The organism is Embleya sp. NPDC127516 (assembly GCF_044765325.1).
Lineage (GTDB): Bacteria > Actinomycetota > Actinomycetes > Streptomycetales > Streptomycetaceae > Embleya.
The window spans coordinates 35956-49414 of the sequence record NZ_JBIWJT010000017.1; the positions used below are offsets into that span (position 1 = coordinate 35956).

13 protein-coding genes are annotated in these 13459 nt (G+C 71.5%); 4 read left to right on the plus strand and 9 right to left on the minus strand.

Features of this window, described 5'->3' with window-relative positions:
* Nucleotides 1–74: 74 nt before the first annotated feature.
* Entirely contained in the window at nt 75–971 is an 897-nt protein-coding gene (locus ACIRL2_RS30205) for a DODA-type extradiol aromatic ring-opening family dioxygenase (protein WP_402236175.1), read from the minus strand.
* A gap of 145 nt (nt 972–1116) precedes the next feature.
* On the opposite strand from ACIRL2_RS30205, the gene ACIRL2_RS30210 reads away from it, so the two are divergent.
* The gene (locus tag ACIRL2_RS30210; RefSeq protein WP_402236177.1) at nt 1117–1590 is read left to right on the plus strand and encodes a MarR family winged helix-turn-helix transcriptional regulator; all 474 of its coding nucleotides are present in this window, start codon (nt 1117–1119) and stop codon (nt 1588–1590) included.
* 605 nt (nt 1591–2195) lie between these two features.
* On the plus strand, nt 2196–2459 hold the full coding sequence (locus tag ACIRL2_RS30215) for a hypothetical protein (protein ID WP_402236180.1): 264 nt from the start codon (nt 2196–2198) through the stop codon (nt 2457–2459).
* 261 nt (nt 2460–2720) lie between these two features.
* On the opposite strand, the gene ACIRL2_RS30220 is transcribed toward ACIRL2_RS30215, so the two are convergent.
* Entirely contained in the window at nt 2721–3731 is a 1011-nt protein-coding gene (locus tag ACIRL2_RS30220; RefSeq protein ID WP_402236183.1) for an NADP-dependent oxidoreductase, read from the minus strand.
* A gap of 110 nt (nt 3732–3841) precedes the next feature.
* Between ACIRL2_RS30220 and ACIRL2_RS30225 the strand changes: the two genes are divergently transcribed.
* Together ACIRL2_RS30225 and mihF are read left to right on the plus strand one after the other, a co-directional pair.
* Nucleotides 3842–4432, plus strand: a complete 591-nt coding sequence (locus tag ACIRL2_RS30225; RefSeq protein WP_402236186.1) for a TetR/AcrR family transcriptional regulator — start codon at nt 3842–3844, stop codon at nt 4430–4432.
* A gap of 842 nt (nt 4433–5274) precedes the next feature.
* Nucleotides 5275–5589 carry an integration host factor, actinobacterial type gene (mihF, locus tag ACIRL2_RS30230; RefSeq protein WP_402236189.1) on the plus strand — a complete coding sequence of 105 codons (315 nt, stop codon included), beginning with the start codon at nt 5275–5277 and terminating at the stop codon, nt 5587–5589.
* A 66-nt stretch (nt 5590–5655) separates the two neighbouring features.
* On the opposite strand, the gene ACIRL2_RS30235 is transcribed toward mihF, so the two are convergent.
* From ACIRL2_RS30235 to ACIRL2_RS30265, 7 genes are all read right to left on the minus strand, one after another.
* Nucleotides 5656–6414, minus strand: coding sequence for a hypothetical protein (locus tag ACIRL2_RS30235; protein WP_402236191.1), 759 nt, complete (start codon nt 6412–6414; stop codon nt 5656–5658).
* 349 nt (nt 6415–6763) lie between these two features.
* Nucleotides 6764–7450, minus strand: a complete 687-nt coding sequence (locus ACIRL2_RS30240) for an N-acetylmannosamine-6-phosphate 2-epimerase (RefSeq protein WP_402236437.1) — start codon at nt 7448–7450, stop codon at nt 6764–6766.
* A gap of 2 nt (nt 7451–7452) precedes the next feature.
* Nucleotides 7453–8400 (minus strand): ROK family protein, encoded by a 948-nt coding sequence (locus ACIRL2_RS30245; protein ID WP_402236193.1) that lies wholly within the window; start codon nt 8398–8400, stop codon nt 7453–7455.
* Nucleotides 8397–9332 (minus strand): dihydrodipicolinate synthase family protein, encoded by a 936-nt coding sequence (locus ACIRL2_RS30250; protein WP_402236196.1) that lies wholly within the window; start codon nt 9330–9332, stop codon nt 8397–8399. Before ACIRL2_RS30250 ends, ACIRL2_RS30245 begins: the two co-directional genes overlap by 4 nt.
* Before the next feature lie 121 nt (nt 9333–9453).
* The gene (locus tag ACIRL2_RS30255) at nt 9454–10404 is read right to left on the minus strand and encodes an oligopeptide/dipeptide ABC transporter ATP-binding protein (RefSeq protein ID WP_402236439.1); all 951 of its coding nucleotides are present in this window, start codon (nt 10402–10404) and stop codon (nt 9454–9456) included.
* Between the two features lie 56 nt (nt 10405–10460).
* The gene (locus ACIRL2_RS30260) at nt 10461–12416 is read right to left on the minus strand and encodes a dipeptide/oligopeptide/nickel ABC transporter permease/ATP-binding protein (protein ID WP_402236199.1); all 1956 of its coding nucleotides are present in this window, start codon (nt 12414–12416) and stop codon (nt 10461–10463) included.
* Nucleotides 12416–13369 carry an ABC transporter permease gene (locus ACIRL2_RS30265; RefSeq protein ID WP_395861067.1) on the minus strand — a complete coding sequence of 318 codons (954 nt, stop codon included), beginning with the start codon at nt 13367–13369 and terminating at the stop codon, nt 12416–12418. The genes ACIRL2_RS30260 and ACIRL2_RS30265 overlap by 1 nt, the downstream gene beginning before the upstream one ends.
* Nucleotides 13370–13459: the final 90 nt, after the last annotated feature.

Sequence of the window (13459 nt, forward strand, 5' to 3'; positions counted from 1 at the left end):
TTCCTTCGGGGTGTGCTGATGTCGTCGCCGACGGGTGCGGCGATCGGGCGGGAAGGTGGGTCACGTCGGGGCGATCAGGTCAGCTGTATCGACCGGGTGGAGTTGCCCATCACGATGCGGTCGATGGCGCTCACGGCGCTGCCGGGGTCGTCGGCGGCGCCGACGGTGAGCAGCAGCGGTACGAAGTGGTCGGCCGTCGGGTGGGCGACCGCGGCGCCCGGCGCCTTGTTGCGGTAGTCGGTGAGGGCGTCGGCGTCGCCCCGGGCGAGGGCGTCGACGGCCCATTGGTCGAAGGCCGCGGTGTCGGCGGCGAGTTCCGGCCGACGGAAGACGGCGAAGCTGTGCGTCATGAAGCCCGAGCCGAGAACGAGGATGCCTTCGTCGCGCAGCGGCCGCAGGCGTGCCCCGAGTTGGAGCAGGGCGCCGGGGTCGAGGCTGGGCATCGACAGTTGCACGACCGGGACGTCGGCCGCGGGGTACATGGCCATGAGCGGGATGAACGCGCCGTGGTCGAGGCCGCGGTCGACGAACTCGTGCACCGGCGTCCGGCCGAGCAGGCCGGTGAGCCGTCGAGCCAGATCGCCGGCGTCGGGGGTCGCGTAGGGAAGGGTCTTGTAGCGGGGGTGGAAGCCGCTGAAGTCGTAGTGGAGCGGGGTGCCGGCCGCGGCTCCGGATATCGCGACCGGTGCGCGTTCCCAGTGGGCCGAGACGACGACGATGGCCCGAGGTTTGGGCAGTGACCGGGCCCAATCGAAGAGATCTCCGAGCCACTGCGGATCGTCGAGGGTGAACGGGGCGCCGTGGCTGACGAAGAGGCTGGGCAGGGGCCCGTCGGAGGGGTTCCACTTCAGCTGCTCGCGCGCCTGTGGCAGGACCCGGGCAAGAAGATCGTCGTACGCCGCGGCCGGTGTGCGCGACGGGTGGGGAGAAGTCGGGCCCTCCGGGGAGGCCGTGCTGCTCGTGGGGGTCATCGGAATCAGCTCCTTCACTTGCCCCGGCAAGTATTTTCACTTGCCTGGGCAAGTTCGAAAGTAGCTCATGAAGAGTTGCCTGGGCAAGTGATATCAATTGCCCAGGCAAGCGATGTGGCTTGCTTGGGCAAGTATGATGAGGCTCATGGAAGCTCAGTCGCCCTGGCTCGACGACGATCAGCGGGACCTGTGGCAGGCGCTGCTGACGGTCGTCATCGCCCTCCCGGCGGCCCTGGATCGCCAGTTGCAGCGGGACGCGGGCATCTCCAATTTCGAGTACGGGGTCCTGGCCCGGCTGTCCGCGGCCGGCGAGGCCACGATGCGGCTCGGTGACCTGGCCCGCCTCTGCGACAGCACCCTGCCCCGCCTGTCGAAGGCGATGGACCGCTTCGAGGCCCGCGACTGGGTCGCCCGCCGGCCCGACCCCGGCGACGGCCGCTACACCCTCGCCACCCTGACCGACGCCGGCCGGCAGAAACTCGTCGAGAGCGCACCGGAACACGTCGCCCAGGTGAAACGACTCGTGTTCGATCCGCTCACCGCCGCGCAACGCCGCCACCTCGAGACCGCACTCACCCGCATCGCTGCCACCGTGCGCCGGGAACTCGAAGGGGGCTGAAACACCGCCCTCGGGCGGGTCATCCGACGGCTCTGCGATGCCGGGGACGCGGTGCACGGGGGAGGCGAGGACCTCGTCGGCGGCGCATTCGTGGCCGGCCGCCAGTCGACAACGGCAACGGCGCGGCAAACGGCGCGGCAGCGCCAACGGCAACGGCAACGGCAGCGGCAACCGCAACTTCATGGCGCGGGCGTCTCGCCCGACATTGCTTCTCCGCGGATCAGGACGTTGTGCAGGGGCAATCGGCTGGTTCGTACATCAATACGATGCCCGGGTGACGAGTGACGTGGCGACCGGTCAGCCGACCCGCAAGCAACTACCGCAGGGGGATGCGGAGTTCCCCGACACTCCCAGGGCCGCACGTCCCGAGCCGCGCGGGTGGGCCTGGTCACTGGCTCGATTCGGTACAACGAGACGGTGCACCGGGGCACGGCCGGCTGCGCCGAGCAGGACTGCTACCAGACCGTGCCGGGCATCGGCACGCCGCTGCTGTGGTGGACCGGCCTGATCGCGGTCGGCTACCTGCTCTTCCGCTGGGCCGGCCGCCGGGACTGGCGCGCGGGCGCGATCCTGTGTGCGGACTGGGCGCGGTCTACCTGCCGTGAATGCCATTCCAAGAGCGCACGATCTTCCTGTTCTACGCCGTCGTGTTCGTCCCGTTCCTGTGCCTGGCGGTGACCATGATGCTCGGCGCGCTGCTCGGCCCACCCGGGACCGGCGAACGGCGACGCGCGTGGGGCGCCGCCGGCGTGGTCGCGATCATCGCGCTGATCGCGTGGAACTTCCTGTACTTCCATCCGATCCTCACCGGCGAGACGATCGGTCGAAGCGCGTGGCTGGACCGCATGTGGTTCAGCACCTGGACCTGAGCCGAAGGGTCGCTCGTGCTCGCACGGCCGGCCCGCTGTGTGCCGGCCGGGCGGTGATGTACGCGGCCCCGCCTCCTGTGGCGAACCGAGCGACCGCACGGGTTCGCTCGGTTCGCCACAGCGAGCATCGCCGCCGCCTGGTCGCCGAAGCCTGGTCGCCGAAGCCTGGTCGCCAAAGCGCCCAACGTTTCCGCGTCGGCGTCTCGACGGCTCCGGTGCCCCGATGGCAAGCGTCGGATGTGACCGTGAAATGGCCTGTTCCTAAGCGACCGTGAGTACGATCTTGCCCCGGATGTGCCCTCGGGCGGCGCGTTCGTGCGCTGCTCGCGCGTCCGCGAGCGCAAACGTGCTGTCGATCGCGACGCGGACCGTGCCCGTGTCGAGCAGGCGTCCCAGTTCGGCGAGCTGCGCGCCGTTCGAGCGGACCTGGGTACCTGTGACCGTGACGCCCAGCTTTGCGGTCTCCTCTTCGTCGAACTCGCCGAAGAACACGGGGAACTGGGAGCCGCCGCGCTTGAGTGTGCGCAGGAAGCGCTTGCTGTCGGGGCCGCCGACGGTGTCGAGAACCAGGTCGACGTCGCGTACGAGTTCCTCGGGACGACTCTTGGTGTAGTCGATGAACTCGTCTGCGCCGAGGTCGCTCAGGAACGACTCGTGCGCGCCGGATGCCACCGCGATGACATGGGCCCCCTTCCATTTCGCCAGCTGTAGCGCGAAGTGCCCCACGCCCCCCGCGGCGCCGTTGATGAGCACCCTCACGTCGGCGTCGAGTGGCACCGGACGATGTCTCGCCGCCTGGAAGGGCGACGGGTGATCGTGTCCTAGCTCGATCAGGAACTGCCACGCCGTCAGCCCGGCCATGGGCGTCGCGGCGGCTTGCGTGTGATCGATGCCCGCCGGCTTGAGCGCGAGGTCCGATGCAGGCGCTACCGCGTACTCGGCATATGTGCTGCCATCGAAGCTCGGGAAGCGCAGGAGGCCGAAGACTTCATCGCCGACGGAGAGGCCGTCCACATCCGCGGCGACGGCCTCGACGACGCCCGACAGGTCCGTTCCGGGAATCACGGGCAAGCTGATCTTCGGCCTCGTCTCCGGAGGCAGGTTGGACATCCCGTCGCGCAGGTACCAGTCAGGGGGGTTGATGCCGACCGCGTGCACGCGAACGAGTACCTCGCCCGGCCCCGGCTCGGGAATCGGCACCTCGTCGTAGCGCAGAACTTCAGGGCCGCCGTGCTCGTGGAGCCGGACCGCCCTCATCGTGTGTGTCGGCATCGTTTCTCCTGCCCGCGCTGCGGTATAGGCTCATTCGGATCAGCGATCCAGATAAGTGGACCACTGATCCGAATATATGGACCACTGATCCGGATAGTCAAGAGGGGCAGATGCGGGCCGACGCCAGGAAGAACCGCGACCACCTGCTCGCAGTAGCGGGCACCGCCATCGCCGAGCAGGGCGTCGACGTCTCCCTGCGCGACATCGCACGCAGGGCCGATGTCGGGCTCGCGACACTGCTGCGGCACTTCCCGACGCGCGAGGCGCTGCTCGAGGTCCTGCTCCGCACGAGGTTCGACGAACTGACGGCAAAAGCGGCCGAACTCGAGACGTCGAACTCACCCGAAGACGCTCTCGTTTCGTGGCTGCGCGACTGCGTGGCGTGGGCAACCGAGTATCGGGGCGTGACCGTGCTGATGGCAGCCGCCATCGGGGACACCGAATCCGCGCTCCATGCTTCGTGCGTCACGCTGCGCGCAGCCGGTGCACGACTCCTCACCCGCGCCCAGGCCGCGGGTATGGCACGGAGCGATATCGACGGCGCCGATTTGTTCGCGCTGGTAGCGGCGCTCGCGTGGCTCGGCGATCAACCCCCGCTCGCGCCACGCGCCGACCACCTCTTCGACGTTGTCGCGAGCGCGATTCTGACGAGCACAGGGAGCAGCGATGCCGAGGGGGAACACCGCCCCTCGCGTCCGTAGCTGAAATCGTCTGACACCACGCGCGAAACCGCCGCCCCCGACCGGGCCGCCCCCGACCGGGCCGCCCCCGACCGGGCCGCCCCCGACCGGGCCGCCCCCGACCGGGCCGCCCCCGACCGGGCCGCCCCCGACCGGGCCGGGCTGCGACGGATCCGAGCTCACCGGCCACCGCTTCGTCGTGCTCGATGTGGGGTGGCTTTCCGCGCGGCTGCTCGGTTCGAGTCTCAACCCCGTTTGGTGAGGGGTCCGTTGAGTGGGAGAAGCCGATCCGCGGTGGGTGTCTCCGTCCGTTACCACGATTGCGGCGTGGAGGACGTTCGAAGCCGCGATGACGGGGCCTCCTGTGCGTGGCGCGATCTCTTGCGGCGCTGGAGCGACGAGTGGCTCGACCCGGTGTTGCACGAGCAGGAGCGGGTCGAGCCGTTCCCTGACGAGATCCGCCGAGCCCGGTGGCTGGGGGTGGATGGGGCCGCTCCTCGGGAGGTCGACGCGCTGGAGGACCGCTTGGGCGCCAAACTGCCCGCGAGTTACCGTCGGTGTTCGTCCGTGTCGCCGTCATGAAGCCGGTCGGATCCTCCGCGAGGGGCCTGGAGAGCTGTCTTCGAACCGTCCCGGTGATCGGGCCGGCTGCTCCGACGGGCTGGTCCCGATGATCGGCTGCCTGAGAGAACCACAGGATGGCCCCGTTCGGGCACCGGCGACACACGCGATCGGTGGTGCGCGTCGAGGGCATCGGGCGGCCGAGGGCCAAGACCGCGTTGTCGTTCGGAAAGGCGCTGGTCAATGCTGTGGATGTGCCGCCATGATGGGCTCATTCCGGTACACGACACGAGGAGATTGCGATGGCCGTGCCCGAACTCAGTCCCGATCAGCGCCGGGCCGCGCTGGAGGCGGCCACCGCCGCCCGCAGGGAACGAGCCGAGGTGAAGGAGGCGCTCAAGCGCGGCCGCGTGTCGCTGCGCGAGGTGTTGGCCACCGACTCACCGGCCGTTCGCAAGATGCCGGTCCGCGCGCTGCTCGAATCGCTCCCCGACATCGGGAAGGTACGCGCCGACCGACTCCTCGCCGAACTGCAGATCTCCGAGAGCCGCCGGGTCCGCGGCCTCGGGGCCCAGCAGCGCGACCGACTCCTGGAACGCCTCGCGCCCCAGGGCTGAGCGACGCAGCCCCGCCGCGTGGTCCCACCGCAGACGTCGACGCTGTGGACTTCGTTCGGTTCCGGCCTAGACCACGCTGCTGCGGAAGCCGCGGCCGGCGCCGCGTAGACGTTGAATCTCCAACATGCTCAAAGCACTCACGCCGCCGACGGCCGCGATCGAGACGACGTCCTGGACGGCTTCGGGGGTCGCGATGATGCCGTCCGAGACACGCCCCGCCACGACTGCCGCGATCATCATGAACGGGGCTGCCAGCGGGGGCAGGATCGGATGCGCGTTGCCCGCGTTGAACACCGAGCCGACCGCGAATACCGGCACCGTCAAGGCGAATCCGACCGTCGGCGGCACGAGGATCATGATCACCGGGATCCGGAGCGGGCTGTTTCCGCCCAGGTCCGCCACCACCTGCGTCCAGGCGAGCAACACGCCGGCGGCGGCCAGGACCAGAGCGGGCACCGTGGCCACCGGGCCGATCCCCTCGTTGCTCCACACCAGCCGACGCGCACGATTCCACCGTTCGCCGGGCCGGGCCAGGGACACGATCACGACGCCGAGCAGCGGCACGAGCGATGCGGCGACCAGTGCCATCGCCGCGTACTTGTTCGCCACGAGCATCAGGAACTCGCGCGCCCCGTGCGGCTCGAAGCCATAGCGCCAGGCCAGGAACAGGGTCGTTGCGGTGGTGACCACCGAGCGGACCACGCCGTACCAGGTCCACCGCGACCAACGCGCCTTCACCGCCAAGGACATGCCCACGAACGCGAACACCCAGGCGAACACGACCTGCGCGAGTCCCCACCCGAACTCCAACGACCACGCGGGCACCGTGAATCCGCCTCCCGGAGCCAAAGGACGACCGGATCGAACCCGGCCCGAGCAATCGGAACTCAGGAACCCTAACAGCGCCTCGAGTGTCCGGACTCAGCCCCCGGCCCTCGGACATGGAGGTCCGCCGACCGAAGTGCCGCGGCGGGCGAGCCGGGACGAGGAGGCACCCCACATGTCGCTCGGCCGTTTCCGGCGCGGCCTGCCCCGGTGGGGTCGACGCCCTCGACCTCCGGCGACAGCGCGCGCGTTGAGGTGTCGGCCGTATCCCGGACCGGCGCGCGGACCGCGGCGTGTGCCGGGCCGCGCGTCGGCCGCCTCGTCATGCGGCCGGGCAGCGTGCAACCGGTCAGCGTGCGGGGAGCGCCCGTCGGAAGGTCGCGGTGAGCCAGGCCGGCACCGTGATCGCGGTGCCGACGACGACCGCGTGGGCGCCCGCCGTGATCGCGGCGGCCGCGTCGACGGGGCGGTGGTAGCGGCCCTCGGCGATCACCGGGACGGACACCCGGGCGGCCACGGCCTCCACCAGGGCCAGGTCCGGGCCCTCGGTGCGCGCACGGTGGGGGGTGTAGCCCGCCAGTGTGGTCGCCACCGCGTCCGCGCCGGCGTGCTCCGCGGCTTGGGCCTCCGCCTCGGTGGCCACGTCCGCCAAGACGAGCGCGCCGACTTCGTGGACGGCGCGCACCGCATCGGCGAACGTGCCGCCGTCCGGGCGGGCCCGGTCGGTGCCGTCGATCGCGACGATGTGCGCGCCCGCCGCGACGACCGCTCTCGCGTGTGCCGTGGTCGGCGTGATGTACACGCCCTCGGTGCCGTCCTTCCACAGCCCGATCACGGGCACGTCGACGGCCGCGCACACCGCCGCGACGTCCGGGACGCCACCGATGCCGCCGCAGCGGATCGCCGCCGCGCCGCCTTCCACCCCGGCGCGGGCGATGGCCGCCATGATCGCCGGATCGCGCAGTGGGTCGTCCGGCCGGTGGACCTGGACCGAGACGATCAGGCCGCCGCGCAGCCGTTCGAGGATGTGATGCACTGTCAAGTCCGTTCCGATTTCTTGCTGTTCAGGGGAAATGCCAGGTCTTCGGGCAACAGTGCGGCGCCGATCAGCGGTGCGTCCAGACCCAGCGTCGCGGTCCGCACGGGAAGTTCGCGCAGCGGTGGCAGCACCTCGGCGCGCAGCGCGTCGGTGAGCGGCCCGATGAAGTCATCGCCGATCCCGGTCACGCCGCCGCCCAGGACCAACAGGTCCGGATCCAGGACGCAGACGAGTCCGGCGAGGGTGCGGCCCAGTACGGCGGCGGCGTGCCCGATCACCTCCCGCGCCCGTGCCTCGCCCGCGGCCGCGCGGCGCGCGATCTCGCGCAGCTCCGGCCCGGGCCCGGTGGAGTGGCCGCGATAGGCGGCCTCGATGGCCGGCCCCGAGGCGACCGCCTCCACGTGTGCGATCCGCCCGCAGGCGCAGCGCCGAGTGCTCGCCGGGCCGGCCACGCTCAGGTGGCCCACCTCACCGGCCGCTCCGCGCGCGCCGCGTACGACGCGGCCGTCGAGGGCGAGGGCGCCGCCGACGCCGGTGCCGACCGACACGTACAGGATGGCGGCGTGACCGGCCGCCGCGCCGCGGCGGAGCTCGCCCAGGGCGGCCACGTTGACGTCGTTGTCGACCAACGCCGGAAGGCCCGTCGCGGCCTGGACCCCGGTCGCGATCGCGGTGCCCGCCCAGCCGGGGAGCAGGTCGGTCGCGGAGCGGACGATCCCGGTCCGCACGTCCACGGTGCCCGGTGCGCCGATGCCCACGAAGGTTGTCCCCGGGGCGAGTTCGCGCACGAGGTCGAGTACCGACGCGAGCACGCGGTCGGCTCCCGAGGTGGCCGGCGTCGCGCGCACACGTCGGTCGGTCACGGTCCCGTCGCGTTCGACCCGGGCGGCGGCGATCTTGGTGCCGCCGATGTCGACCCCGACTCGGGGCCATCCGGGCACGGTCATGCCGCGAGCAGACCGGCCCGGACCAGATGCCCGCGTACGACGGCGATCTCCGCCGTGTTCAGCGGGATCTGCGGGGCCGCGGTCACGGGGCAGTCGATGACCCCGAGCGCGTGCAGGGCTGCCTTGAACGCGCCCAGCGCCGACGAACCTCGGCCCATGCGGTCCGGTGAGCCGGCGTCGACCAGGCCGAACAGGGCGATCAGGCGCTCCTGTTCGGCTTGCGCGGCGTCCCAGTCGCCGGCCGCGGCGAGGTCTCGCAGTCGGGTGTATCCGTGCGGGTCGACGTTGCCCAGGCCCGGGACCACGCCGTGCGCGCCCATACGAAACGCGGTGTCGACGGTCAGTTCGGAGCCGGTGAGCAGGGTGAAGCCCGAGACGTCGGCGGTCTCCAGGAGCAGCCTGCGGAAGCCGCCCTCGTCGCCGCTCGAGTCCTTGACCGCCTGGATGACGCCGTCGCGGGCCAACGTCGCCAGGTGCGTGGTGCCGAGCTTGCTGTGGACCGACACCGGCAGGTCGTAGGCGATCACCGGAAGGTCGGTGACGGCACGCAACATGCGAAAGTGCGCGTCGATCTCGGCCGAGTGGGTGCGGGTGTAGAAGGGTGCGGTGGCGACGACGCCGTCCGCGCCGAGCTTCTCGGCGACCCGCACGTGGTCGGCCACTCGGAGCGTGGCGGTGTCGATCACGCCGGTCACCACGGGGACGCGGCCGGCGACGGTGCCCACGGCGACCTCCAGGACGCGGGCACGGTGGGCGTCGGGCAGGAAGGCGACCTCGCTGGTGGAGCCGAGGACGAACAGGCCGTCCACGCCGGCGTCGAGCAGATGGGCGATCAGCCGCTCCAACGAGGTGGTGTCGACTTCGAGTTCGGCGGTGAGGGGCGTGCAGACGGGGGGTACGACGCCGCGAAGTGCGGTCGGCGACGGGGTCATGCGGTCAGAGCTCCTGGAGGTGCGGAGTGGGCGCGGGGGATTTCGGGCATGGCGGGGCCGCGAGGGACGCGGGTCCGACGCGAGATTCCACGACGAGCGCGGGATCGGGGGAGCGAGTGGGTCACATGGGGTGGTGGCAGCGGAAGAGGTGTCCGGTCCGGTCCTCGCGCGGCTCGGGCAGTGAGCGCGCGCACGTGTCGGACACCTTCCAACACCTGGTCCGGAACGGGCATCCGCTCGGCGGGTCGACCGCCGAGGGCAGCGGCCCGGTCAGCGGGACGCGTCGCGTCTCGGTGAGCAGGCTGGGCGTCGCGGAGAACAGGGCGACGGTGTAGGGATGGCGCGGCGCGCCGGCGACGTGCTTCGCGGGGCCCTCCTCGACCACGTGACCCAGGTACATGACGGCGATCCGGTCGGCGAGGTAGCGCACGGTCTGGATGTCGTGCGAGATGAAGACCAGACCCAGGCCGAGGCGGTCCTTGAGGTCGCGCAGCAGGTTGAGGATCTGTGCCCGTACCGACACGTCCAGCGCGGAGGTGGGCTCGTCGGCGACGATCACCTCCGGTTCCAGGACGAGAGCACGGGCGATGGCCACTCGCTGACGTTGGCCGCCGGAGAGTTGTCCCGGCAGCACGTCGGCGGCACTGGGCGGCAGGCCCACCAGGTCCATCACCTCGGCGACCCGGGCCTCGCGTTGTGCCCGGGTGCCGCGCCCGTGCACGTCCAGTGGGTCGCGGAGCACTCGGCGTACGCTCAGTCGTCGGTTCAGGGCGGTGGAGGCGTCCTGGAAGACCATGCCGATGGCGCTGCCGAATTCGGATGCGCGGCGTCGGGCGGGCAGCTCCCACAGGTCCCGGTCGTGGAAGCGCACGCTGCCGGTGGTCGGTTTCTGGAGGCCGACCAGGACCCGGGCGAGGGTGGACTTGCCGCAGCCGGACTCGCCGACGATGCCGAGGACTTCGCCGCGGCGCACCTGGATGTCGGCGCCGGCGAGGGCGTGCAGGTGTGCCGGGGTGAACAGTCTGCCGCTGTTCACGCGGTGGATTACGGCCACGTCGTGGGCGGAGAGCACGATCGGCGCGGGTGGGGCGGATCCGCTCGCGGGGGTGGGGACGAGTGTCGTGTCGCTCATCGGGCGGCTCCGGTCAGCGGCGTGGCGGGGTGGTGGCAGGCCGCGGCGTGTTCGTGGACGGCGCCGGTGAGCGCCGGGCGGGTGTCGTGGCACAGGTCGCTCGCCGCCGGGCAGCGGTCGGCGAAGCGGCAGCCCGGGCCGAACTCGGCCGGGGGCGGGACCACGCCCGGGATCTGGTGCAGGCGTTCCTCGCCGGCTTCCAGGGACAACACCGAGCCGAGCAGGCCGCGCGCGTAGTGGTGTTCGGGTGCGCGCAGCAGTTCCCCGGTGCGGCCGGTCTCCACGACGTGTCCGCCGTACATGACGACGATGCGGTCCGCGAGGGAGGACACCAGGGCCAGGTCGTGCGAGACCAGCACCAGGGCGAAGCCCAGTTCGTCGCGCAGGCGCACGAGCAGGTCCACGATCTGGGCCTGCACGGTGACGTCGAGCGCGGTGGTGGGCTCGTCCGCGAGGATCAGGCGCGGGTCGCGGGACAGCGCCATCGCGATCAGCACGCGTTGGCGTTGGCCTCCGGAGAGCTGGTGGGGGTGGCTGCGCAGGACGCGTGCGGCGTCGAGGCCGACCAGTTCCAGGAGTTGGGCGGGCGTACGGGTGCCGCCCCGGCGGGTGAGCTGGGTGAGTTGGGTGCGGATGGTCAGCGCGGGGTTGAGCGAGCTGAGGGCGTCCTGGTAGACCATCGCGATCTCGTGGCCCAGGAGCGGGCGGCGTCGGCGCGGTGACATCGTGGACAGGTCGTGGCCGGCGAAGCGGATCTCGCCGCCGGATTCGGCGCCCTTGGGCAGCAGGCCCATCACGGCCAGGCTGGTCAGGCTCTTGCCGCAGCCGCTCTCGCCGACCAGGCCCACGGTCTCGCCGGGGCGTACGTCGAAGTCGACGCCGTCGACGATCCGTACGCCGCCGTGTCGGTCGGGGAAGCGCACCGACAGCCCGCGTACCGACAGCAGGGGTTCCGCGTCGGGGATGGTGCGGGCCGGCCGGTGTGCGGCGGCCTCGGCCAGGCGCGCGTCGAGATCGGCGCGGGCGCGCGGGTCGAGGGGTTCGATCCGGGCGGTCCGGCGCTCGGCGTCGACGGGGTCGGAACCGGCCGGGCCGGAGGGTGCGGCCCACGCGTCGGAGATGCCCTCGGCGAGCACGTTGAGCGCCAGCACGGTCAGCAGGATCAGCAGGCCGGGGAAGAACGTGGCCCACCAGCCGCCGGTGAGCACCAGGGTGCGGCCGTAGGCGATCACCGAACCCCACGAGGGGTCCGGGTCGGGCACGCCCGCGCCGATGAACGACAGGCTGGCCTCGAAGACGATGGCGTCGGCGACCAGGACGGTGGCGAAGACCAGGATCGGTGCCGCGCAGTTGACCGCGACGTGGCGGATCAGGATGTGCGGGCGACGGGCGCCGATCACGCGCTCGGCCGCGACGTAGTCCTCGCCGTACTGGGCGAGCACGTTGGCGCGCACCACCCGGGCCAGTGAGGGTGTGTAGAGGAAGGCGATCGAGCACACGAGCACGGTCAGCGAGCTGCCGAAGACCGCGACGAACACGGCGGCCAGGGCCACGTTGGGGAAGGCCATCACCACGTCGAGCACGCGCATGGCGCCTTCGTCGACGAACCGTCGCGAGGTCGCGGCGAGTGCGCCGATCAGGCCGCCGAGGACCAGGGCCAGTGCGGTTGCGCCCAGTCCGATGGCCAGTGACCAGCGGGCGCCGACCAGCAGTCGGGAGAAGACGTCGCGGCCGGCTCGGTCCGTTCCGAACCAGTGCTCGCCCGACGGGCCCTGCGCCGGGGTGCCGGTGGCGAGCGGGTCGTGCGGGGCGATCCACGGTGCGAGCAGTGCCACCAGGCACAGCAGGACGAGCGCGATCGAGCAGATACGCGCGGGCAGCGGCAGGCGGCGCAGCCGGCGTAGGCGGATCCCGGGGCCGGTGAGTCGGGCGACCAGCTCCTGACGCATCATCAGGCCTCCCTGGTACGAGGGTTGGCGAACAGACAGGCGAGGTCGACGGTCAGGTTGACCAGGACGAAGACGACGGCGATCACGAGCACGGTGCCCTGCACCACGGCCACGTCGCCGGAGGTGACGCCGTTGAGGATGAGCGTGCCCAGGCCGGGGAGGCCGAAGATGGTCTCGATCACGACGGCGCCGCCCAACGCGTAGCCGGCGCGCAGTCCGAGCACGGTCAGCGGGGTGACCAAGGCGTTGCGCAGGACGTTGCGGCCGACGATCACCAGCGGGGGAAGGCCGTTGCCGGCGGCGGTGCGTACGTAGTCGCGATCGAGTTCCTCGACCATCGAGGTGCGCACGATCCGGGTCAGCGACGCGCCGACCGGGATCGCGATCGCGACGGCGGGCAGGAACAGGCTCTGGAACCAGGCCCCGACGCCGTCGACGGGGTTGACGTAGCCGCCGGTGGGAAACCAGCCGAGCCGCAGCGCGAACTGTTGGATGAGCAGGATACCGAGCCAGAACGAGGGTGTGGCCACGCCGGCCATGGACAACACCCGGATCACCTGGTCGGGCCAACGGTCGCGGTACAGCGCCGCGACCACACCCAGGAGCAGCGCGCCCACCGACGCGAACAACATGCCCAGGAAGGTCAATTGCAGGGTCAGCGGCAGCGCGGTGAAGATCGCGTCGGCGACCGGCTTGCTCGGCGGCGAGGTTACGCCCAGGTCGCCGTGCAGGAGATCGCCGAGGAAGGCGAAGTAGCGGACCACGAGTGGGTCGTCGAGCCCGTGCTCGGCGGCGTACGCGGCGCGTGCCGCGTCGGAGGAGCCCTCGCCCAGCGCGTTGTACGCGGGGTCGGTGGGCGAGAACCGCAGGACCACGAAGACGAACAGCGTGATCCCCAGGAGCAGGGGTGGAAGGGTGAGCAGCCGTCTGCCGGCCAGGCGCAGGATCGTGGTCATGGGGCTCTCGATGGGCTGGGAGGGTGGCCGCCCGTTCGGGCGGCCACGGTCGGCTCGGGGAGGCGGCACGGCATCGCGGGGCCGCGACGC

Coding starts and splice junctions, on each gene's coding strand:
- ACIRL2_RS30205 (WP_402236175.1), bottom strand. CDS start 971: ATGACCCCCACGAGCAGCACGGCCTCCCCGGAGGGCCCGACTTCTCCC.
- ACIRL2_RS30210 (WP_402236177.1), top strand. CDS start 1,117: ATGGAAGCTCAGTCGCCCTGGCTCGACGACGATCAGCGGGACCTGTGG.
- ACIRL2_RS30215 (WP_402236180.1), top strand. CDS start 2,196: ATGCCATTCCAAGAGCGCACGATCTTCCTGTTCTACGCCGTCGTGTTC.
- ACIRL2_RS30220 (WP_402236183.1), bottom strand. CDS start 3,731: ATGCCGACACACACGATGAGGGCGGTCCGGCTCCACGAGCACGGCGGC.
- ACIRL2_RS30225 (WP_402236186.1), top strand. CDS start 3,842: ATGCGGGCCGACGCCAGGAAGAACCGCGACCACCTGCTCGCAGTAGCG.
- mihF (WP_402236189.1), top strand. CDS start 5,275: ATGGCCGTGCCCGAACTCAGTCCCGATCAGCGCCGGGCCGCGCTGGAG.
- ACIRL2_RS30245 (WP_402236193.1), bottom strand. CDS start 8,400: ATGACCGTGCCCGGATGGCCCCGAGTCGGGGTCGACATCGGCGGCACC.
- ACIRL2_RS30250 (WP_402236196.1), bottom strand. CDS start 9,332: ATGACCCCGTCGCCGACCGCACTTCGCGGCGTCGTACCCCCCGTCTGC.
- ACIRL2_RS30260 (WP_402236199.1), bottom strand. CDS start 12,416: ATGATGCGTCAGGAGCTGGTCGCCCGACTCACCGGCCCCGGGATCCGC.
- ACIRL2_RS30265 (WP_395861067.1), bottom strand. CDS start 13,369: ATGACCACGATCCTGCGCCTGGCCGGCAGACGGCTGCTCACCCTTCCA.